Here is a 22414-nt window from a genome sequence, read left to right on the forward strand (position 1 = left end):
ATTCTATATACGCTTGGACTCTAATATAAATAGATGTAAAACCTTCGAATTTCACTTTCTTCCTACTGTTCATTCTTCTCATTCTCTCATATAATGATAGTATTAGGTTTCTGTTAGAAAGGGGTACACCATTGTCCAAGTTTTTCACGAAAAAAGTTTTAATGATCACACTTATCATCTTAATACTAGCTATAGTTGCTTTTTTTATATTACCTGTTTCAGTCCCCTTGATTACTGCGATTATAACAGCACTTTTCCTGGAGCCTGCCGTTAGCTTTATACAAAATCGTTTCTCTGCAAAACGTCGGATGGCGGTACTTTCTGTTTTCATTCTGTTCCTGCTTCTAATAAGCGTATCTTCGTTCTTCGTTACTACAAAAGTCGTTGGTGAAGGTATCAAACTGATAGAAGATGCCCCGAAGTATGTAAACCAATTAAGCGATATTTGGCTTGATTATGAGGATCGATTGTTGAATGCGACTGAGGATCTTCCTGATGAACTAGTGAGAAGCTTCAGTGAAGATGTACAAAACTTCTTAAATAGCGGAAAGACGAAGATTCTTAACTCTGTCAATATTGAAAAGATAAGTGTGTTTTTATCTTATATTCCCAATTACTTAGTGAGTTTTCTCGTTTACTTAATTGCTCTCTTTCTTTTCATGTTGGACTTACCCCGAATGAAGAGATCCATCTATGGGCACCTGACAGAAAAAACAGCAGAGAAAGTGACGTTTATGACTTCCCGACTCACCTATGTTATATTTGGATTCTTTAAAGCGCAATTCCTGGTGAGTATTATCATCTTTGTCGTTTCCTTAATTGGACTTTTATTCATTGCTCCAGAAGTTGCGATCGTGATGTCGATTATCATATGGGTGATTGATTTTATTCCTTTGATAGGATCCATCGTCGTTTTGGCACCATGGTCTATTTTCCATCTGCTGACAGGAAATATCGCATTAGGAACTCAACTAGCAGTATTGGCAGCCATTCTTCTTATCATACGAAGAACGGTTGAGCCTAAAGTTATGGGAACCCATATTGGTTTATCCCCGCTTGCTACATTAATCGCCATGTACCTAGGCCTAAAACTCTTTGGTGTACTGGGCTTTATTATCGGACCGCTCATCCTTATCGTGTTTAATTCGGCTAAAGAGGCTGGTATTATAAAAACAAATTTCAAGTTATGAAAAAAGACCAATTCCCATACACCTGGGAATTGGTCTTTTATACTTTACTTTCTCTTAAAAGAAATCGTAAAAGAATGGATGATTCCCCTGGGACAAGGATTGGAGCTTATGAAAATCCCCCTTTCCAGCCTGAAGTCTTCCCATTTGGAGCAATTCCTCAGGGGTATGCACTCCAAAGATTAATGCTGTGAAATCTTTGATGTCCAGCGATATCGGTGCCTCAATCTTTTCACCAACCACCACTTCATTTTTATTAAGAACAAAAGTGTTGTTATTCCAAGCCGCTGTCGAATCAGCAATGGAGAATTCAAGTTGATACGGAAAATCGATCTCTTTTACATATCTCTTCAAGAAGGTTTCTACATCGACGATTCTTGCCATGAAGTATGGGTGCTTCTCCACTTTCATTCTTGGGTCCTTCAACATATATGGTAACACTTCACAGGGGTTCAATATTAGTTCAGCTTCCTTCACCATTGAGTCATGCTGACAAATGAAGTTCCATAAACTAATTCTTGCATCACTTGTAAGGGGAACAAACTCTTCAACCTTCATCTTCTCCTTTTTCACTTCATATGTAAGGTAACCGGTTGCATCACCCACATCGTTATAATAAATCGCTATCCACAGATCGGTGATGCTCCTTTCCCTCCACCATTTCTTTGTACGTACCAGCATCCCATTATGCTGCTCCGCATAGCGATCATAAATCGATTCCAATTCATTAGGATATGTATCCTTTTTAAATCTCCTAATTTGTCCATTGTAAGGCTTTAATGGTACAAGATCCTTCTTCTCAAGCTGTACCTTGTGGAAAGATGCGAATACCTCCCATCCAAATTTCCGATAAAAATCAATAGAAAATGGATGGAGCATGGATAGAACTGTGCCATCTTCCTTCATCTTCTGTAATGAATGATTCATTAATTGACGCACATACCCTCTTCTTCTGAACTCCGGATAGGTAGCGACTCCGGCAATACCTCCCATCGGATACACATGTTTACCCAGCTGTACATGGAGCGGGATCAAATGAAGCTTCGCAGCTAAGTTTTCTTCTTCATATATTCCATACACAGTATGTTCTTTAGTCTGTTGAAAGCGTCTCTCTCTGTCTTCACTTGGTACTGAATATTGAAAAGCATATTCGGATAACTGTAAGGATTCTTCAAACTGACCGTGGTTTAATTTTGTAATCATTATATCTGCTCCCTTCTACTATTCCTACATTCGACGGGACTTCTGCCATTCCCTTTAGTTCTCTCAAAGATAGTTGTTTTTAACAACAGGACTGCTTAAGCTCTGTCTATTAGTATGTGCTTGATGGTGAGGGGAACTCCTTCGCTTGCAGCTAGCGTTCGGCCGAGCCTCCTCAGCTTAGCCGAACGGGGTCTCGGCACGACCGTACTTCCGCAGGAGTCTACGCAATTCCCCTCACCATCTTTAAAAGTTTTTTCGTGACAGAGCTAAAGGTATTAAAAAACAAACTAATTAGAAGAAAGAATTCTTCTTTAATAGGACATTAATTCTACTCACCTCAAAAATTGTTTGCTAAAAGCTTTTGATTTTATTTATTTCTTTTAAGAATAAATGCTTAGAAAGTTGATTCTCGCTGCAGGATGATCGACTCCTGCGGGAATAGCTGGACAGTACGAAAAGCGGAGGGGCTTTGCCCAGGGGCGACAAGCATAAGACGAGTCTGCCGGAAAGGCGCTCTTTGCCTTTTTGGCAGACTTGGCTTATGACCTCGAGCCCCTAAGCCCCGTAGCTGGACAGGTGAGACCCCGGAGGCGCAGCCGAGGAGGCTCACCGCCAGCCACGCGGAAAGCGACCATCCTGTAGCGGAAATCAACTACTACTATCTTCTCTGAGATAGTCACAAGCCTTTAGGAAAGAGCCTAATCAAAAGAAAAAACCTATTATGTGATTCTTCACATAATAGGTTTTCTTTAATATCCGAGTATGGCCCGAAAGACCGAGGTTGTTTCTCCGCCTTTATAGAATACATAAAGGAGCAGATACACAGCGACTCCTGTGATAGCCGTAAAGAACCAGATAAAACTCGTAATCGGTCCCAGCTTACGGTGCCTCGCTAAACGATCTTTGTAGCCCGTCCACAAGCTCATCAGGCCAAATACTGCCCCGGTTGTGGCCAAAGTTATATGGAATACAAGAAAAATCGTATAATAAATCTTGATGCTATCGGGACCCCCAAAGGACGTGTTCCCAACAAAGATCGTTCTGCTCATATAAATGATGAAAAAGATAAGCGCAAAAATACCTGCAAGAGTCATGGTTTTCTGATGTTGCTCAATCCTTCTCTGTTTAATCTGCCACCAGCCAATCGCAACTGTGATTGCACTTAACACGATGAAGGTGGTACTAATGGTAGGTAAAATAGGTAAACCCATCTCTGTTCCTCTCTTTTCTAAAGATAATATGCTATGTAATCAGAGGAATGACATTCATCATCCCTTCATACATTACTGTTCTGTCAATTTAGGATCAACGGGATCATAGGAGAGTTTTTCTTGTTTCTCCTGATCTTTGCGATACCATTGAAAAAACAGGTTGAACAGCATAACTCCAAATACAATTTCTTGAACAATCTTCATGATCACTCCGCCGAGCTGTTGATCGTTTTGTGTAGACATATCAGTAAATAACTCCGGCCCAGTCAGCGTCAATCCTTCCAGAGTGTTCACAGGTACGCATAGTGCCAACGCTTTAAGAAACTCCTGTGGATCATAGTAAGGGGCATATAAAGGATTCTCGGCAAAAATGATCAAACCGCATGCAGGAGTCAATAACACTGCACTCCCAAGAATATATCCAATCCGCTTGAGCCCGCTTAAGTCAATATCGTCATCCACTGGATTTAGTAACGGCCACCACATAAATAAAGATAATAAGAATAGGATAACGGTTGCCAAACCGTGAAGAGTGGCATCAGTTCGGACATTATCAAACACTAAAGGGATATGATAAATCGAAAAGATGATATTGAAAGATAATAAAGAGATCAATGGTTTTGTCATAAACTTAAATACTTGCTTAACCACCGGTAAATCAACTGCAGCTTTCCAGACCCATTTAGGAATTCCCAATACGAGTAGTGGAGTGACCACTAAATATAGTAACGCCATTTGTGCCATGTGAGCAGAAAATAAAATTGTGCTCATGATTTCTACCGGCGAACCCTTAATTGCATATAGTAGAACCATCGCTAGAATAAAATAAGAAGCTTCTTTGCTGGTCAATTTTTCACTTTCTTTAAAACTGTCTCTCCATTTGACAGTGATCAAGAAATATACGACCGTTATAAATACTAAAGCCAATATAAAAAACGGGCTCCATAAAGCCATAAAACCAAAAATACCCAAAGGCATTTGCTCACCTCATTTCACGTTTCCTATCCCCATTATACTGACAACCCTCCCCCACTTCAACGGAAGGTAATGACAAGTTCTTGACAATTAGAAAAGCGGAAGCGGCTGGGTAGGCCCGACAAGCATAAGACGATTCTGCCGGAAAGGCGTTTTTTGCCTTTTTGGCAGAATTGGCTTATGACCTCGAGGGCCTAGCCGCTGGAGCTGGACAACGAAAAGCGGAGGGGCTTTGCACAGAGGCGACAAGCATAAGACGGGCATACCGGAAAGGCGCTCTTTGCCTTTTTGGTATGTTTGACTTATGACCTCGAGCCTCTAAGCCCCGTAGCTGGACAGTGAAAAGCGGAAGCGGCTGGGTAGGCCCGACAAGCATAAGACGGGCATACCGGAAAGGCGCTCTTTGCCTTTTTGGTATGCTCGTCTTATGGCCTCGAGCCTCTAAGCCCCTTAGCTGGACAATGAAAAGCGGAAGCGACTGGGTAGGCCCGACAAGCACATAAATAACTCCAACCCAACAAAAAAAGCCAGCCATAAGGCTGACCTTTTTCATTTAGATCCATACAATCGTTACAAATGCTAACACTGTGATAAATGCAACAAGTGCACCAGAATACAGGAATAATGCAGGAGCTTCATGACCTTTATGACTCATATGCATGAAGTAATAAAGTTGAAAAATTAGTTGAACGACTGCAAGTAAGAGGATGAAAGGTACAATAAAGTACTTATCAAAATCTCCAGCCACTGCAATGAACGCCACCAATGTTAAGAAAATCATTAACATGAAGGATGTAACCTGCATTCTCATGTCTTCTGCATTTTTCTTACGACGATATTCGTAATCTACACTTGGGTTACCTGAATTTGATTGTTGATTCGCCATCAGTTTATCCCACCATTCCCATTAAGTATACTACTGTAAAGATAAATACCCATACAACGTCGATAAAGTGCCAGTATAGAGAAGCTAAATAGAACTTTGGAGCATTGTAAAGGTTCAAACCACGTTTAGCATTACGAAGCATTAAACTTACAATCCATAGAAGACCGAAAGCTACGTGTCCTCCGTGGAATCCAACTAGTGTGTAGAAGGCTGACCCAAATGCACTACTAGTAAAAGTATGCCCGTATTCGTGTACGTAATGATTAAACTCATAAATCTCTAATCCAAGGAAAGCAGCACCAAGAAGTACCGTGACTAATAACCAAGCCTGCATGCGTTGGAAGTTATAGTTCTTCATATGATACATTGCATAAACACTTGTAAGAGAACTTGTTAGAAGTAACATAGTTGCAATAAATGCAAGTGGTAAATCAAAGATGTCAGCAGCAAGTGCATGACTGTCACTAGGAACTTTGTCTTTAAGCGCTAAATATGTTGCGAAAAGAGATCCGAAAAGAACCGTTTCTCCACCAAGGAAAAACCAAAAGCCCATAAACTTGTTTTTCCCCTCAAGGGTTGCCTTTTCAGGGGAGGCCGGCCAGGTCTTTGGCGTGAATTTTTCTTCAGCATGCATTATGCCTTACCCCCTTTATCATCATCCATTAAATCTTCTTTATGAACATGATATCCATGGTCATCGATTACAGAACGGAAGAACATTGCACCTAATGTGATAAGCATTCCAATTACCAGAACTGGGATTGCCCATGCTTTATCACCATCCGGATGATACATCGCACCAAATGCTGCTATGAATAACCCGAGTGAAATGATTACCGGTAAAATCGAGTTATTCGGCATATGGATATCACCAATTGGTTCTGCCGGCGTTAGATCTTTTTTACCTTCCATTTTTTCTAACCAATAAGCATCTAAACCACGGATAAGTGGAGTTTGCTTAAAGTTATAGAATGGTGGAGGTGATGGAATCGCCCATTCAATGGTACGTCCGTCTCCCCATGGGTCATTAGAAACTTTAACCCCTTTAACTTGAGTCATGATGACGTTAACAAGAAGTACGATTACCGCAACTCCCATGAAACCTGCTCCAATAGAAGAGATTAAGTTTCCTGTTTCTAATCCTTGACCAGGCAAGAACTTCCAAATACGACGAGGCATACCCATCAAACCAAGGAAATGTTGAATAAAGAATGTTAAGTGGAATCCGATAAAGAATAACCAGAAAGCGATTTTCCCTAAGAAATCGTTTAACATTGTTCCGAACATTTTTGGCCAGTAATAGTGAGTACCTGCCAACAGGGCAAATACTACCCCACCAACAATAACGTAGTGGAAATGGGCAACAACGAAATACGTATCATGGAACTGATAGTCAGCTGTTGCAGCAGCGTTCATGATTCCGGTTACTCCACCTGCTACGAAAGTAGGGATAAACGCTACTGCGTAGAGCATTGGAGTAGTGAAGCTGATACTTCCTCCCCACATCGTAAGGAGCCAGTTAAAGATTTTGATACCCGTCGGAACGGCAATGGCCATTGTCGCAACGGCGAAGATCGCATTTGCGATTGGCCCAAGACCTACTGTAAACATATGGTGAGCCCAAACCATGAATCCTAAGAAACCGATAAGTACGGTTGCAAACACCATGGATGAGTAACCGAATAAACGTTTTCTTGAGAAGTGTGGAATGATCTCAGAGAAAATTCCGAAAGCAGGCAATACAAGGATGTATACTTCAGGGTGACCAAAAATCCAGAAGAAATGCTCCCAAATAATAGTGTTACCGCCATTCGCTACATCAAAGAAATTCGATCCGAACATACGATCAAATAACATTAAGAATAATCCTACCGTTAAAGCAGGGAACGCGAATAATATAAGTGCCGAGGTAACAAATACTGTCCATGTAAATAGAGGCATCCGCATGTATGTCATACCTGGAGCACGCATATTAATGATGGTTACAAGGAAGTTGATCCCACCTATTAATGTACCTGCACCTGAAATCTGTAACCCCAGTACATAGAAATCAATCCCATGTCCTTTAGATGCCATTGAGAGTGAAGCATATGAAGTCCACCCGGCATCCGGTGCCCCGCCTAAGAACCATGAAAGGTTAAGGAATACTCCACCTGCGAAGAATAACCAAAAACCTAATGAATTCAGGAAAGGAAATGCAACGTCACGAGCACCGATTTGTAAAGGTACAACCGCATTCATGAATGCGAATATTAACGGCATGGCCGCTAAGAAAATCATCGTTGTACCGTGCATTGTTAAAACTTCGTTGTATAAGCCAGCACTAACAAAGTCATTGTTAGGAACAGCAAGCTGTATACGAATGATAAGAGCTTCTAATCCTCCGACTAAGAAGAAGAATCCTCCAGCCATAAGGTAAAGGATGGCGATCTTTTTATGGTCTACTGTTGTTAAATAGTCCCAAACAGTCGCGCCGAAGCCTTTTTTCTGTGCATAGCTACTCACGATTAAACCTCCCTTTAACTAATCCCCAATTAATCTTGAACCTTTAATCCCATCAGATATTCTGCAAGGGCATCGAGTTCGTCTTCCTGCAGGTTACCATATGTACCTGTCATTTTGTTACCTGGCTTGTACTGCTCAGGGTCAACCAGCCAATTTTTCAGTTCTTCTTCATTGTGATCCAGAATACCTGCGATTCTTGTACGCTCACCAAAGTTTGCTAAGTTCGGAGCAAGACGAGCTGATTCCGGACGTCCATCCTGAGGTGATACTGCGTGACAACTTAAGCATTTTTGGTTGAAGATTTCTTGTCCTTGTTGAGCTAAATCAGAAGATGGTTTAGGCTCTCCTGCATTTTTCATATCTTCTACCCATGCCGTAAACTCGTCCTTAGGAAGCGCTTTTACTTTAAAGTCCATTAAAGCATGAGAAGGTCCGCATAGCTCAGCACATTTTCCGTAGAATAATCCGCCTGCTTCTTTAGACTTTTCCCCATCAAATTCAAGGAAGAATGTGTTTACGTTGTCAACGTTTGTATCGATCTTTCCTCCAGCAGCTGGAATCCAGAAAGAGTGCTTAACATCAGAAGCTGTGACATTGAAGTAAACCCTTTGATCGGTTGGTACAACTAAATCCTGTGAAGTGATGATTTTTTCATCCTCATACTCAAATTCCCACCAGTAAAGATTAGCGCGAACATTTATGACTAAAGCCTCGCGATTACCATCTGCGTCTTTTTTATCCATAGCTTTTGTATCAGCTAATTCGAAAGTAGACGTTACGGTCGGAACAGCCAGGATAAGAAGAAGGATTATTGGAATTACTGTCCACACGATTTCAAGTGTGTGACTACCTTCAACTTGTTTCGGGATAGTAGTATCTCCCTTTTTTCTACGGAAACGAATAATTGCCACCATGTAGACGATGACTACTACAATGATTACTAATACCATTATTAATGTAGACAGTATCATTAAATCATATTGTGACTGTGCTACTTCACCAGCTGGCTGTAATGTGGAGAGAAATGGCTCTCCACAACCAGAAAGAACTAGCGCTAACATTGCTACAATTGAGAATAAGCGCCACTTAGATAGCCTTGCTTTCATAGCTTAATCAAACCCCTCTTTCATGTAATATACTTTTGAATAAAACAAGGACTCATAAAAAATATCTATTTGGATTTCTTATCAGAAAGAATTCCCACTAATCTTATAGTACGGTAACGATAACCATCGCTACGAACAAGATAGTTAAATAATTTAGTGAATAGACAAACATAAGCTTTGACCACTTAATATCATCTTTCATTTTGTAACCTGCAAGGCCAAGTGCAAGCCAGCCAATATTAAAGGCTGTTGCAAGGATAAAGAAGAACATTCCTAAATCCATCAAGAAGAATGGCAGAGGCAGTAATGCTGCTACCCATGCAACGATATGGTGCTTTGTTGTAGCAAATCCCTTTACTACTGGAAGCATCGGTATATTCGCTGCTCTGTATTCTTCCACTCTCTTCATCGCTAAAGCGTAGAAATGAGGCGGCTGCCAGATAAACATCATTAGGAACAGAACCCATGCGATAATATCCAGATTTGCATCTACAGCTGACCAACCGATTAGTGGCGGAACTGCACCTGAGATACTCCCTACAATTGTGTTGCTTACGTATTTCCTCTTAGACCACATTGTATATAATACAACGTAACTAAATACCCCAATAATTCCTATCACACCTGCAGTGACGGTAGTCATAAATAACATTATGATTCCCACTGCAATCATAATTAATCCCAAAGACAAAGCTTTAGGTGCATTGATCTTACCAGTTACGGTAGGGCGTCCCTTCGTCCTTTCCATCAGAGGATCGATATCTCGATCATACACATTATTTATGGAGCAGGAACCCGCGATGATTAGGGAAGAACCTATCAACGTCAGGAACATCGTATCAAGAGAATTTAGAAAGTGTGTATTAGTAAAGTAAAAAGCTAACCACATACCTGTAAAGGTTGTAATTAAGTTTGAATTAACGATACCAATTTTGATTAGTGCTAAAAAGTCCTTCCAAGCAGTTGAGGTTGTCAAATCTGCTTCTTGAGCGTTAGTCATCATTCGACTAGACATTCTCTTCCTCCTCTCTATAAAAAGCCAGAGGCCACTTACCACCTCTATACTATATAGGAAATGATTCTCTATTTCTATATCCTTCTGTTAATTCATGCACAGATAAGAAATAGTATATATGCTATCAATATTATATTAAACCATATATTTTTTCCTTTTTGGGGGAGAATTAGACAATAATGTGAAGAAATTGTGAAGAAAGAAAAACGCAGACGTTTCTTCATATTTCTACAAACATTTTAAACCCATCATACCATAAAACGAAGCTAAGCGCTTACAGATTTTGTTTTTCTGCAAATTAGTCATTATCTACTAATAGTTATTCTCTTCATATAAATAATTATCATGCTCATAATTCTGTAACATTTTATCGGTTGAGTTTTACTGACCTTTTATGTATTATCGTAGGGGCATATATATTTTTCTACTATATTTATAAATTAGAAAGTGTGTAGAGTCTATTAATTAAGAAGGTGAATAGATTGCATAATAAAGGTGTCCACAAAGGATTAAAGTGGCTTGCCGTTCTCACCACTCTTGGTATGTTATTTGTTCTATTGGGAGGAGCCCTCGTTACAAAGACCGAATCTGGTATGGGCTGCGGACGATCATGGCCATTATGTAACGGACAATTGATTCCAAGCGATATAACATTCGAGCTTGTCATAGAATTGGCACACCGGGTTGTCTCCGGTGGTGTAGGATTATTAGTGTTGGCATTATCGATATGGTCATGGAGAGCGATTGGATATAAGCGTGAAACAAAATTCCTTGCTGCACTCTCTTTCTTTTTCTTAGTATTACAAGGTCTAATCGGAGCTGCCGCTGTACTCTGGGGGCAATCAGACTTCGTCCTTGCACTTCATTTTGGGATTTCCCTAATATCATTTGCTTCAATTCTATTGTTAACACTTTTGATTTTTGAAGTCGATCAGAAATTTGATGCCAACTCATTGGTCATTAATAAACGTATGAGATTCCATACAATAGGAGTCACTTTATATAGTTATATTGTTGTTTATACCGGTGCATTAGTCAGACACACGGATTCGAGCTTGGTGTGTAAAGATTGGCCGTTATGTGTTAACTCGTCTCCGAGTCTCCCATCCAATCTGTATGAGTGGATTCAAATGGGTCATAGAACAGCAGCAGGACTCATTTTCTTATGGATTGCTTATATCACATATATTGCGATCAAAGAGCATAAGCACCAAAAGGTTATCTATTGGGGATGGATCATCGCATTTACGCTGGTATCCCTTCAAGTTATGTCCGGAGCACTTGTAGTGTTCACAAGATTGAACTTAGGTATAGCTCTTTTGCACGCTTTGATCATCTCTTGTCTATTCGGGCTACTCTGTTACTTTATCCTGCTCATCTCTAGAAGTAAGCTGAAAGCATAACAAAAAAAGGATTCCGGTCATAACCGGAATCCTTTTTTGTTTATGCTTTTTGAACTTCTATTAATAGGTCTCCAGGGCTAATGGCATCACCATTTTGCACATAGATGTCTTTCACTACCCCTGCAAACGGAGCTTGAACGGTCGTTTCCATTTTCATGGCTTCGGTGATCATTAAGTGATCCCCCTTCTCTACCGCCTCTCCTTTTTCAGCAATTACCTTAATTACGGTTCCAGGCATGGAAGCACCAATATGAGTCTCATTTTTTGCGTCAGCCTTCATCTTGGCTGCCACTGTTGATTTAATGCTTTCATCTTTTATCACAATTTCACGCGGCTGACCATTCAGTTCAAAGTAGACGATTCGTGTACCATCTGCCTGAGCCTGCCCAATGGAAACAAGCTTGACAATGAGTGTTTTCCCGGTTTCAATTTCAACCTCAATCTCTTCACCAAGTCTCATTCCGAATAAGAAAGTAGGCGTATCGAGAACGGAAATATCACCAAATTGATCCATTGTATGTGCGTATTCCATAAACACTTTAGGATATAGAGCATATCCAAGGGCATCGAAACTCGTGACAGGGCGTTGCAGTTCTTCGAAGAGCTTTTCTTTCAGTGCTGTGAAGTCCACGTCATCAAGGAGCTCCCCAGGTCGAACGGTTAATGGAGTGCGCCCTTTCAGAATCACGCTTTGTAAGTCTTTCGGGAATCCGCCATGAGGCTGCCCCAAATACCCTTCGAATAATTCCACCACTGAATCAGGGAAATCAATCTTTTCCCCTTTTTCGATCACATCTTTCTCAGACAAATCATTCTGCACCATGAACAACGCCATATCCCCGACAACTTTTGATGAAGGAGTAACCTTTACAATATCCCCAAAGAGGTGGTTGACCCTTGCATACATTTCTTTTACTTCTTCCCATCGATGACCGAGTCCTACAGCTTTTGCCTGCTGCTGAAGATTACTATATTGTCCCCCGGGCATTTCGTGCTTGTAAACCTCTGAATGCGGAGACATCATCCCACTTTCAAAGTCTGTATAGTATTTACGAACGTCTTCCCAATAGTGGGAAAGAGTCTCCAATGAGTTAATATCTACATTAGGTTCCCTTTCAGTTCCTTTCAATGCGTAGTAAAGTGTGTTGGCACTTGGTTGAGATGTTAATCCAGACATCGTGCTAAGGGCTGTGTCGACAATATCCACACCTGCTTCAACGGCTCTTGCGTATGTGTAAATACCGTTTCCACTTGTATCATGGGTGTGTAGGTGGATAGGCAGACTTACCGTATCTTTCAGTTCTGAAATAAGCCGGTAGGCTGCTTGTGGTTTTAAGAGCCCCGCCATGTCTTTAATCGCTAAAATATGCGCCCCGCTTGCTTCTAACTCTTTTGCCAGATTCTTATAGTAATCAATACTATATTTGGTCCGGGTAGGATCTTCAATGTCACCAGTATAACAAATGGCTGCCTCGGCGATTTTCCCACTTTGTCTTACCGCATCAATGGCTACTTCCATCCCTTTGACCCAGTTTAAACTGTCAAATATCCGGAAGACGTCAATTCCTGCGAATGCTGATTTCTCAACAAATTCTCTTATGACATTATCAGGATAGTTCTTATATCCAACGGCATTTGATGCCCTTAGCAGCATCTGGAATAGAACATTTGGAATGTCCTCTCTCATGGTTAATAATCGATTCCAAGGATCTTCCTTTAGAAAACGATAGGCTACATCAAACGTTGCCCCTCCCCACATTTCATAGGAGAACATATCAGGAAGCAGGTGAGATGTCGGTTGTGCAATTTGCTTCAGGTCGTTTGTTCTGACACGTGTAGCCAATAATGATTGGTGCGCATCCCGGAAAGTTGTATCAGTCAGGAGCACTGAATTTTGTTCCTTGACCCAATTAACCAAACCTTCAGCACCATGTTGATCTAAAATTTGCTTTGTCCCAGGCTTGAAGTCTTGTTTCAAGTCAATAGCTGGAATCCTGGGCTTAGAGAAAACAGGCTTTTTCTTCTTCTCGATTCCCGGGAATCCATTCACGGTTACATTTCCGATATAAGAAAGCATCTTCGTACCACGGTCTTTTCGTTTCGGAAAAATAAACAGTTCAGGGGTCGTGTCAATAAAGGATGTATCGTACTTACCTGTTATAAAGTTTTCATGCTTAACGACATTTTCAAGGAAAGGAATATTCGTCTTGATTCCACGTATTCTAAATTCTTGAAGATTTCTGACCATTTTGGATGCAGCCTGTTCAAATGTCATAGCCCACGTGGACAGTTTAACAAGAAGGGAATCATAGTATGGAGTAATGACGGCTCCCTGGAACCCGTTACCTGCATCCAATCGAACCCCGAATCCGCCGCCTGAACGGTAGGCCATAATTTTCCCTGTGTCAGGCATAAAGTTGTTCAATGGATCTTCTGTTGTCACACGGGACTGAATGGCAAACCCATTTGTCCTGATTTCTTCTTGAACAGGTATGCCAAGCTTACTACTATGTAGTGCATGACCTTCGGCAATCATTAATTGTGATTGGACAATATCCACTCCGGTTACCATTTCCGTAATCGTATGCTCTACTTGAACACGAGGGTTCACCTCGATGAAATAGAACTGCTCATTTGCAACCAGGAACTCAACTGTCCCTGCATTCACATACTTTACATTATCCATCAAACGGACGGCTGCCTCACAAATATCCTCTCTCAACTGGTCACTCAAGGATACGGACGGTGCTATTTCAACTACTTTCTGGTGGCGTCTCTGGATGGAACAATCTCGTTCATATAAGTGAATGATATTGCCATCTTCGTCCCCCAGAATTTGAACTTCTATATGTTTAGGATTCTCGACAAATTTCTCAACATATATTTCATCATTACCAAATGCAGCCTTCGCTTCAGATTTAGCCCGCTCGTATGCTTCCTTTAAGCTTTCCAGGTTACGGACGATACGCATTCCACGTCCTCCGCCTCCTAATGATGCTTTGATGATAATCGGAAATCCATGGTCCTTCCCGAAGCTAATGACTTCTTCTAGCGTTTCTACAGGTCCATCCGTTCCTGGAATAACCGGGATATTGGCTAATTGTGCCTGATGACGAGCCTTTACTTTGTCACCGAACATATTTAAGTGCTCTGAATGAGGCCCTATGAAAGTAATCCCCTCTTCTTCACAACGTCTGGCAAAATGAATATTTTCGGACAAAAAACCGTAACCGGGGTGGATGGCATCAACATCGGCGTTCTTTGCGATTCGAATGATCCCCTCTATATCTAAATAAGCATCAATTGGTTTCTTTCCTTCTCCTGTCAGGTAGGCCTCATCTGCTTTATATCGATGATATGCTCCCGAATCTTCCTTGCTGTAAATGGCGACGGTTCTAATATTAAGCTCCGTACATGCACGAAACACACGGATGGCAATTTCTCCGCGATTTGCTACTAATACTTTTTTGATTTTCTTCAATACACTCTCTCCTTTAGGCTATTCATGATTGAAAATCTCTGTAAAGCAGTCTATGAAAAAAGGGCTGACCCGAAAGATAATAAAGAAGTATCTTAGGGGGCAGACCCTAGACTTAGAGTTTTAGATACTCTATCAAAGTGACCTACATTTTTACACCATATATTTTTTTGCTATTATCCATATTCTCCGAAGGATAGCCATTTTCCTTCTTTATTTTATATTTTTCTTCATATTTTACAAACATCGACACATTCACGAGGACACCCATCGACAAAGACAGCACTAATAGTGATGATCCTCCATAGCTGATGAATGGAAGTGGGACACCCGTAATCGGAATTAATCCGGATACCCCTCCTAAATTAATGAAGGCTTGAATACCGATCATACTGGATATTCCGATGGCCAGCATCGTTCCAAACGGGTCCTGGCATTTAACTCCCGTATATATCCCCCGAAGCACGATATAAGAGAGGCCGAGTATGACAAAGCTTACACCGAATACACCTAATTCTTCAGCAATGATAGCCATAATGAAATCCGTTTGTGGTTCAGGAAGATAACCCAGCTTTTGAACACTTTGACCCAATCCAAGCCCTTTTACCCCTCCAGAGCCAATGGCAAGGTATGAGTTCACTAAGTGGTAGCCTTCCCCTTGAGCATATTTAAACGGTGATAAATACGCTTCTATCCTGCTAAGTCTTTCTCTCGTAAAAATAAAGCCCCTTGCCAGGTATATGACCGGTGACAGTGCGATCAACAGGCCTACTCCAAGACCTGCCAGCTTGAAGAATGTTTTAAAACTGATCCCTGAACAGGAAATGACGATTGCTCCAATGGCGAAAATGATAGCCGCCGTACCAAAGTCAGGCTCTAAAAAGACTAAAAAACAGATAAAACCTAAAAATAGTAATGGCGGGGCAAGGCCCTTATTAAAATCATCTATGTATGCCTGTTTCTTGGAGTATACAGAGCCAAGGTAAATGATGACTGCAAGCTTGGCGAACTCCGATGGCTGAATGGGCATGAAACCTAAATTAATCCAGCTTTTTGCGTTGTTAACTTCATAACCGAAAATATGTACCCCGATTAATAATCCGATAACGATAAACATGAGTCCCTTGATTATTTTCCCCACTTGGAATGCTTTGTAAGGAAACCACGCTGCTATCGTAAAGGCAAAGAACCCGATGAGAATATTGATCATCTGCCTTTTATAGAAATGGTCACTTTCCCAACCAAATCGTTCTACAGCCATGACCATACTCGCACTATAAATCATTACCAGACCAAAAAGACAAAGGAAGACATATACAGCGATTAACGAATAATCATAGGACTTTGCTATTTTTTTAATCATGACATTTCAATCCTTTTTCTCTTATATCATTTAAATTAATCCCAATCAGTCAGAATCTTTAACAAAAAAACTCAAACAACAGATCTATGCATTGTTTGAGTTGTCATGACTATTTTACTTTTTTGTAGATGCTTCATGAAGGGCAGAAAGTTGTCTTTCCAAAGAATCAATCAGCTCTTTTCCATCTTGATCATCTACTAATCCTAAACGGACCGCAAATTCTATTTCACGAGATAATCCGAACATTTGGGTATCCAATACTTCCTCATAAAGAGGACATTGGGGCATCGTTAAATTATCCATTTGTACTTTAATAAGTTGTAAAATCTTTTCTGCGTCGGCCTTTAGCAATTCATAGGCTTTTTCCCGATGATTAATTGTCATTTCTGACGCCACAGTGATCCCCCCATTCCGAACAAATAGCTTTCCTGTCTTAAAATTTTATCGTTAAATCAGAGAAATTGCAAGAAAAATAAGTGTATTCCCCGGGATTCTATGACAGAAATTCGAATTATTATTTCGGAGGGTTCCTCATGAAAATTCTTTTACAAATGCTTAGCTGGAACTCGCTAAAAAACATCCCCTTATGTGACAGGGCATGATCCTTCGTTAAAAAATACTCCAGGAATATTCATCACTGAGCATTTCAAGGAGCTTTAGTCCTGCACTGCTATTTCCGACATGATCCAGAGCAGGACCAAAGATCCCGATTCCACACTTCCCTGGAACAGCACCCATGATTCCACCTGACACCCCACTTTTCGCCGGAATACCCACCTTAATGGCAAATTCTCCAGAAGTATTATACATCCCGCACGTAACCATGAACGTTTTACAAATTCTCGCAACATCTCTCGTAATTATTTCGCGCCCGCTTTCAGGGTCAACGCCATCATTGGCAAAAACTGCCCCCATCTTAGCAAGGTCGACACAGCTCATCTCCACCGCACATTGTTTTGTATAGAGAACAAGTAAATCTTCGACATTTCCGGTAATCACACCGTGCTGCTTCATATAATAACAAAGCGACCTGTTTAAATTGGCTGTTTGAAGTTCTGAATAAGCCACATCTTCATTATACGATACTGTTTCCCCGGTCATATGATTGATGAACTCTATTAATCGTCCCCACTTTTCCATTCCTGTGTTTCCTTTAATCATATTCGTGACTGCGAGTGCACCTGCGTTGATCATCGGATTTAGGGGTTTGGAGGGCTTATGTGTTTCGAGTTTCGCTATGGAATTAAAAGGATCACCAGTAGGCTCCATGCCCACCTTCGTGAAGACCTGATCCTCCCCGTAGTCCATCAAGACAAGAGCAAGAGTGATGACTTTCGATATACTTTGCAATGTGAACTTCTTTAAATGATCTCCTGCATAACAAGAATGATTTTCCAAAGTATATATACTTATGGCCAAATCACTTGGATTTTGATCTTTTAGTGCAGGTATATAATCTGCAACCTTTCCTTCAGATGCAAAAGGTCTTGCTTTCTCCACTAATTCTTCCAACAGTTCCTGAGTTCTAATCACTATAGAATCAACTCCTTTAGTCCTACCTTTAGTTTCCCTACTTTCACCGATTGAAAACGTTGAAAATGCTTTCAGCTTGTGTGACAAACGTTTAAATAACAGATATACTGAATCTATCAGCGAGAGGAGGAGTCTCAATTGGAAAGCATAGTACCAATAAAAGGAAAAGTAAAATTCACGATAACTCTGGATTCCGGGGTTTGGATATTCGATGATCGAAAAGTGGATTTAACTACATATTTTGATGAAAAGAATGAGACGATTGATGAATTGGAAGAATACACAAAAGCCGTATCCAAGCATTGGTCACGGGAAATTCAGGAAGGTGCAACCTATCCCCCTACACTTAAGACAGAGAAAAAGTATGAAAAGGAAAAGATATTAAACGGATCTTTCGCTATTCCGTTTAAACCTTTTCTTACAAATGCGGAACCTCTTGAGAATGCTGCATCTCTTGTGATTGAAACAGAAACGGATGATTATCGCATGGATCTTGCACAAGCAGATCAAATACTCATCGGGTTCTCAAAAGACGGTAAGCCACTAAAAGAAAATGGCCCTGTTCATATCTACTACAAAGATGGATCAAATAGAGAAACCCCCATTACCGATGTTAGAGCCTTTCGGGTGGAATAAGTTCTTCAAGAAAGAGCAACATCAAAAAACCGGTTCAGGAACCCCTGAACCGGTTTTTTCATACGTTAGTATTGAGTTTCGACAGTGTTAAAGAAGGTCAGCAGCAAGTTGAGCAAGACCCGATCTTTCACCTTTCATGAGTTTAACATGTCCGGCAAGTTTTTGGTCTTTAAATTTTTCTACCACATACGTTAAGCCATTATTGTATTCATCCAGGTATGGATGATCAATCTGAGCTGGATCTCCCATCAAAACGATTTTACTTCGCTCTCCCACCCTGGTTAAGATCGTTTTCACTTCATGTTTCGTTAAGTTCTGGGCTTCATCGATGATGATATATTGATCTGGAATGCTTCTACCTCTTATATAAGTCAAAGCTTCCACTTCAATTGAACCCATTCCCGCGAGAATATCATCCAGCTCACCAGGCTTTTTCGTATTGAATAAGTATTCGAGGTTATCGTAAATAGGCTGCATCCAAGGTCTGAGCTTTTCTTGTTTTTCCCCTGGGAGATAGCCTATATCCTTACCTACCGGGACAATTGGACGAGCAACGAGCAATTTATTGAATTTATTGAAGTCCTCTGTCTGAAGAAGACCTGCCGCCAGTGCAAGCAGGGTTTTTCCTGTCCCGGCTTTTCCTATCATGGTAACCAACGAAATATCATCTCTTAGTAACAGTTCAGTTGCCATTGTTTGCTGAACATTCCTGGCCTTGATTCCCCACATATGTTCTTGATCATATACCAGCTTCTTCACTTTCAGTCCGGCTGCATCCACCATTCCCAGTGCAGAGGCAGAGCTTCCAAGAGCGTCCTTCATTATGAGAAATTGATGAGAATAAAATCGTTGTTTCGTTATATCTGTAAGGGTCAGTTCCCCTTTATCATAAAATTTATCGAGTAACTCTCTCTCGGTGTACAGTTCAATAAATCCTGTGTAAATATCGTTTACCTCTATGACCCGGTCACTCAGGAAATCCTCTGCCTGTAATCCCAACGCATCAGCCTTTACCCGTACGAGGGTGTCTTTACTAACCAGTATGACCGATTTTCCATCCTTTTTCGCTTCTTCTTCGAGAGATAAGTTTTTTGCCACGGCAATGATCCTGTTATCATTTGTTTTCTCTAAAAAAATTTCCTGAAGTTGCTGAAATGAGCGGTGATTTAGTTCAATTCTTAGTGATCCTCCATTATATAGGGGGATTTTTTCATGAAGTTTTCCTTGTTGCCGTAAATTATCTATCAGCTTCGATACATGTCTTGCGTTTCTTCCGATTTCATCCATATAACGCTTTTTGGAGTCCACTTCTTCTAAAACGACTGCAGGTATAACCACCTCATTATCTTGAAACGAAAAGATGGCTTGTGGATCTTGTAATAAGACATTGGTATCTAATACATAAATTTTATTCAAATCGATGCCTCCTGCTCCTGATTTCTTATTACTATTGTATGTAGCCAATGTTGATCCGGTTATTCCCAGCTACTTAAATAGGACGGCCCGTTTCTTAAAATATATGAATAAACGTATAAAGATAGAAGAAAATTACACAATAAGAAAAGATATTGATTCTAAATCGGGAGGTATTCACATGTTTAAGCTCATCTCTCTACTTATGGTAACCATCATTCTTGGTGCTTGCGCCAACAAGGATGAGGTCGGGTATGATAATGATTCGAACAGTAACAACAATAAACCGATCACTGTTCAGGATAGTAACATCCAGCATGTTGAACGAAAATCAGGACAGCAAATTTCAAGACATTTAGTTGACCTGACGACGAGTGTACCAGATGTAAAAGACGCAACAGCAGTAGTCTTTGGAAAGTATGCATTTGTTGGAATCGATATCGATTCCGACATTGAGCGTTCACAAGTCGGTTCAATCAAATATTCTGTAGCAGAAGCTCTTCAAAAAGACCCATATGGTGCAGAAGCCATCGTCATCGCTGACCCGGATCTTTATGCACGTTTGAACGAAATCAGCAAAGACATTCAACGGGGAGAGCCGGTTCAGGGAATCATGAATGAATTGGCTGACATATCCGGCAGACTCATGCCTGAAATCCCTCGATCGTTAAAGCAAGCAGACCCTGAAAATGCTCCGAATGAACCAAAAAAGAAAATGAATAACACGAAAGAGAAACAACTAAAGGAAAAACAAGAAAATCAAACGTATGATAAGATTGAATAATGCTGTGATGAATTAAAAGATGAGAAAAAGCCATGAAAAAGCTTAGGATACTAAGCTTTTTTCATGGCTTCAATTACTTGACGATCCAAACGGTCTGCGGCCGTCTTATCATATGTCTTTTCATAGGCAGGTTCTGTCGATATTTTCGATCCATAGAACATGACATCTCTAACTTCATCAATAGCAAGTTGAACAAGCGTCAGCTTTAAAGGCACTCCTACGAGCTTTTCCTCTCGCACCCCTGCTTTTCCGCCTATAGAATAGGTTGATTCATTTGCTATTAGATTCACAACGGCAAGTGGATTGTTCTTAATGTTTTCTACAATCCTGGAGCGTTGATCAACAGCAAATAACAATGTGTGTTCATCCTTTGCATAAATCCAAGAGATCGCACTTACATTAGGTCCATGCGTTTGGTGATCGATTGTCGCGAGTGTAACAAATCTTTCTGATTGAAGTTCTTCAAAAAGTGCAGGAATCAAGCTGGGTTCCACTTGGTTAGCCATACAATCCCCCCTTATGCAGACTCATTTTTTCTCTGTCAGTGCTTCATTTCAATCGTGATTCATCTTGATTATACTATACCAAATTCTATTGTTAAAAGCATACAGGAAAGTTAAATAAAGCGTTTGACTTTACTACATGATATACTAAAAAGACTAAACTTATGATTAGAACAAATTGAGGTGTAATGTATGAGAGTAAAATGTGCTCTATGTGAAGTGATAGAAAATATTGATGATTATTCCTTACAAGCGAAGAAATTGCGTAACCGGCCCATTCATACGTATATGTGTGAAAAGTGTCATGATCGTATTAAAGAAAAGACGGAAGAACGTGTGTCGGGTGGGAATTTCAGATTTTACCGGTCTCCTCAAGTAGAAGATGACTTTTAAACAAATCTGCTCAGGAACTATTATTGGTCTTGCTTCCGGTACTTTATTAGGTTTCTTTCTAAAATGGATGCAAATACTAACAGGCATCAAGGTATACGTCCTGTTATTGAATGTCGATTTCATCCCTGTGTTCGGTGAAACAAACTTTTCTGAATGGATCGAGTTTTTGTTCCACCTGGTTATTTCATGTGTGATCGGGGTCTTGTTCGTGTACTTGATGGAAAGGCTGAACGTTTCTGGTAAGGGCTCCTGGGTTCTCTCCCTTGCTCTGACAATCCCGACTGTGTTCCTTTATTTCCCTCTTTCACACCTGGCTATTAAAGAAGTGCCCGGTTTAATGTATGGTGAGGCCATTTTCTTATGGACAGCAGGACATCTACTATACGCTCTGTCCTTACCCCCGCTATATATTCTATCTTCTGTACGGGGATAATCCACATAACTAAAAAAGCTGCAGTCTCATTTATAAGAGACTGCAGCTTTTTTCAGCTTAAAACGTGCCTTTTTTCTTTTCGTTCGTTAGACGAATCTTATATATCACTAAGATAAGAGCTGCAACGACTAACCCTTCTGCTACTGGTAAAAAGATACCGAGAAAGGTTAATACGGTACATCCCAGAATAAGAAAAGAATAAATCAATATTGATTTCATTACCGGCAGCTTCTTCGCAAAACCGAGCTTATACACTAAGATTGAGAGCCCTACTATGGTTATATAAAGCAGCCACATACCCATTTCCGCGTTCTGGTCAACACGATAAAGGGATGCGAAAAAGGACAAACGCTCAGTTACATCCATTTCCTACTCCCCCTCACTTAG

General features: G+C 40.6%; 21 protein-coding genes. 6 read left to right on the forward strand and 15 right to left on the reverse strand.

Going from position 1 to position 22414, the window contains the following annotated elements; genetic code table 11:
• The first annotated feature begins 131 nt into the window (after positions 1 to 131).
• On the forward strand, positions 132 to 1190 hold the full coding sequence (ytvI, locus tag ACXAF2_RS19045; protein ID WP_475141004.1) for a sporulation integral membrane protein YtvI: 1059 nt from the start codon (positions 132 to 134) through the stop codon (positions 1188 to 1190).
• Positions 1191 to 1244: 54 nt separating this feature from the next.
• On the opposite strand, the gene ACXAF2_RS19050 is transcribed toward ytvI, so the two are convergent.
• The 8 genes from ACXAF2_RS19050 to cyoE all read right to left on the reverse strand — a co-directional run bounded on the left by ACXAF2_RS19050 (position 1245) and on the right by cyoE (position 10088).
• A complete protein-coding gene (locus ACXAF2_RS19050) occupies positions 1245 to 2390 on the reverse strand; it encodes a GNAT family N-acetyltransferase (protein ID WP_475141006.1) in 1146 nt (381 codons plus the stop codon).
• Between the two features lie 749 nt (positions 2391 to 3139).
• A complete protein-coding gene (locus ACXAF2_RS19055; RefSeq protein ID WP_475141008.1) occupies positions 3140 to 3601 on the reverse strand; it encodes a DUF420 domain-containing protein in 462 nt (153 codons plus the stop codon).
• A gap of 72 nt (positions 3602 to 3673) precedes the next feature.
• Positions 3674 to 4579 carry a cytochrome c oxidase assembly factor CtaG gene (gene ctaG / locus ACXAF2_RS19060; protein ID WP_475141009.1) on the reverse strand — a complete coding sequence of 302 codons (906 nt, stop codon included), beginning with the start codon at positions 4577 to 4579 and terminating at the stop codon, positions 3674 to 3676.
• Between the two features lie 550 nt (positions 4580 to 5129).
• Positions 5130 to 5462: a cytochrome c oxidase subunit IVB gene (gene ctaF / locus ACXAF2_RS19065; RefSeq protein ID WP_044337517.1), complete on the reverse strand. Its 333-nt coding sequence runs from the start codon at positions 5460 to 5462 to the stop codon at positions 5130 to 5132.
• Between the two features lie 4 nt (positions 5463 to 5466).
• The gene (locus ACXAF2_RS19070; RefSeq protein WP_044337518.1) at positions 5467 to 6096 is read right to left on the reverse strand and encodes a cytochrome (ubi)quinol oxidase subunit III; all 630 of its coding nucleotides are present in this window, start codon (positions 6094 to 6096) and stop codon (positions 5467 to 5469) included.
• Positions 6096 to 7967 carry a cytochrome c oxidase subunit I gene (gene ctaD / locus ACXAF2_RS19075; RefSeq protein WP_148968622.1) on the reverse strand — a complete coding sequence of 624 codons (1872 nt, stop codon included), beginning with the start codon at positions 7965 to 7967 and terminating at the stop codon, positions 6096 to 6098. Before ctaD ends, ACXAF2_RS19070 begins: the two co-directional genes overlap by 1 nt.
• Before the next feature lie 29 nt (positions 7968 to 7996).
• Positions 7997 to 9073 carry a cytochrome c oxidase subunit II gene (coxB, locus tag ACXAF2_RS19080; RefSeq protein ID WP_148968621.1) on the reverse strand — a complete coding sequence of 359 codons (1077 nt, stop codon included), beginning with the start codon at positions 9071 to 9073 and terminating at the stop codon, positions 7997 to 7999.
• 103 nt (positions 9074 to 9176) lie between these two features.
• Positions 9177 to 10088, reverse strand: coding sequence for a heme o synthase (gene cyoE, locus ACXAF2_RS19085; protein WP_148993518.1), 912 nt, complete (start codon positions 10086 to 10088; stop codon positions 9177 to 9179).
• 482 nt (positions 10089 to 10570) lie between these two features.
• Between cyoE and ACXAF2_RS19090 the strand changes: the two genes are divergently transcribed.
• Positions 10571 to 11491 carry a COX15/CtaA family protein gene (locus tag ACXAF2_RS19090; RefSeq protein WP_475141012.1) on the forward strand — a complete coding sequence of 307 codons (921 nt, stop codon included), beginning with the start codon at positions 10571 to 10573 and terminating at the stop codon, positions 11489 to 11491.
• 40 nt (positions 11492 to 11531) lie between these two features.
• Here the strand turns inward: ACXAF2_RS19090 and pyc are convergent, their stop codons facing one another.
• The 4 genes from pyc to glsA all read right to left on the reverse strand — a co-directional run bounded on the left by pyc (position 11532) and on the right by glsA (position 17868).
• The gene (gene pyc, locus ACXAF2_RS19095) at positions 11532 to 14972 is read right to left on the reverse strand and encodes a pyruvate carboxylase (RefSeq protein ID WP_475141013.1); all 3441 of its coding nucleotides are present in this window, start codon (positions 14970 to 14972) and stop codon (positions 11532 to 11534) included.
• Positions 14973 to 15114: 142 nt separating this feature from the next.
• The gene (locus ACXAF2_RS19100; RefSeq protein WP_148968618.1) at positions 15115 to 16332 is read right to left on the reverse strand and encodes an FtsW/RodA/SpoVE family cell cycle protein; all 1218 of its coding nucleotides are present in this window, start codon (positions 16330 to 16332) and stop codon (positions 15115 to 15117) included.
• Positions 16333 to 16446: 114 nt separating this feature from the next.
• Positions 16447 to 16728 carry an Fpa/YlaN family protein gene (locus ACXAF2_RS19105; protein ID WP_113968349.1) on the reverse strand — a complete coding sequence of 94 codons (282 nt, stop codon included), beginning with the start codon at positions 16726 to 16728 and terminating at the stop codon, positions 16447 to 16449.
• A 213-nt stretch (positions 16729 to 16941) separates the two neighbouring features.
• Positions 16942 to 17868: a glutaminase A gene (glsA, locus tag ACXAF2_RS19110; RefSeq protein ID WP_475141299.1), complete on the reverse strand. Its 927-nt coding sequence runs from the start codon at positions 17866 to 17868 to the stop codon at positions 16942 to 16944.
• Positions 17869 to 18003: 135 nt separating this feature from the next.
• On the opposite strand from glsA, the gene ACXAF2_RS19115 reads away from it, so the two are divergent.
• Positions 18004 to 18501, forward strand: coding sequence for a peptidyl-prolyl cis-trans isomerase (locus ACXAF2_RS19115; protein WP_475141015.1), 498 nt, complete (start codon positions 18004 to 18006; stop codon positions 18499 to 18501).
• An 87-nt stretch (positions 18502 to 18588) separates the two neighbouring features.
• Here ACXAF2_RS19115 and ACXAF2_RS19120 read toward each other — a convergent pair whose 3' ends face one another.
• A complete protein-coding gene (locus ACXAF2_RS19120) occupies positions 18589 to 19917 on the reverse strand; it encodes a PhoH family protein (protein ID WP_475141016.1) in 1329 nt (442 codons plus the stop codon).
• Positions 19918 to 20095: 178 nt separating this feature from the next.
• On the opposite strand from ACXAF2_RS19120, the gene ACXAF2_RS19125 reads away from it, so the two are divergent.
• A complete protein-coding gene (locus tag ACXAF2_RS19125) occupies positions 20096 to 20698 on the forward strand; it encodes a YhcN/YlaJ family sporulation lipoprotein (RefSeq protein WP_348774867.1) in 603 nt (200 codons plus the stop codon).
• Positions 20699 to 20748: 50 nt separating this feature from the next.
• On the opposite strand, the gene ACXAF2_RS19130 is transcribed toward ACXAF2_RS19125, so the two are convergent.
• Positions 20749 to 21204, reverse strand: coding sequence for a pyridoxamine 5'-phosphate oxidase family protein (locus ACXAF2_RS19130; RefSeq protein ID WP_475141018.1), 456 nt, complete (start codon positions 21202 to 21204; stop codon positions 20749 to 20751).
• 189 nt (positions 21205 to 21393) lie between these two features.
• On the opposite strand from ACXAF2_RS19130, the gene ACXAF2_RS19135 reads away from it, so the two are divergent.
• Positions 21394 to 21594, forward strand: a complete 201-nt coding sequence (locus tag ACXAF2_RS19135; RefSeq protein WP_475141020.1) for a YlaI family protein — start codon at positions 21394 to 21396, stop codon at positions 21592 to 21594.
• Positions 21584 to 22027 (forward strand): hypothetical protein, encoded by a 444-nt coding sequence (locus ACXAF2_RS19140; protein ID WP_475141021.1) that lies wholly within the window; start codon positions 21584 to 21586, stop codon positions 22025 to 22027. Before ACXAF2_RS19135 ends, ACXAF2_RS19140 begins: the two co-directional genes overlap by 11 nt.
• 57 nt (positions 22028 to 22084) lie before the next feature.
• Here ACXAF2_RS19140 and ACXAF2_RS19145 read toward each other — a convergent pair whose 3' ends face one another.
• Positions 22085 to 22393 (reverse strand): YlaH-like family protein, encoded by a 309-nt coding sequence (locus tag ACXAF2_RS19145; RefSeq protein ID WP_113968356.1) that lies wholly within the window; start codon positions 22391 to 22393, stop codon positions 22085 to 22087.
• Positions 22394 to 22414: the final 21 nt, after the last annotated feature.

It is taken from the genome of Rossellomorea sp. ABR4_004 (genome assembly GCF_056159585.1).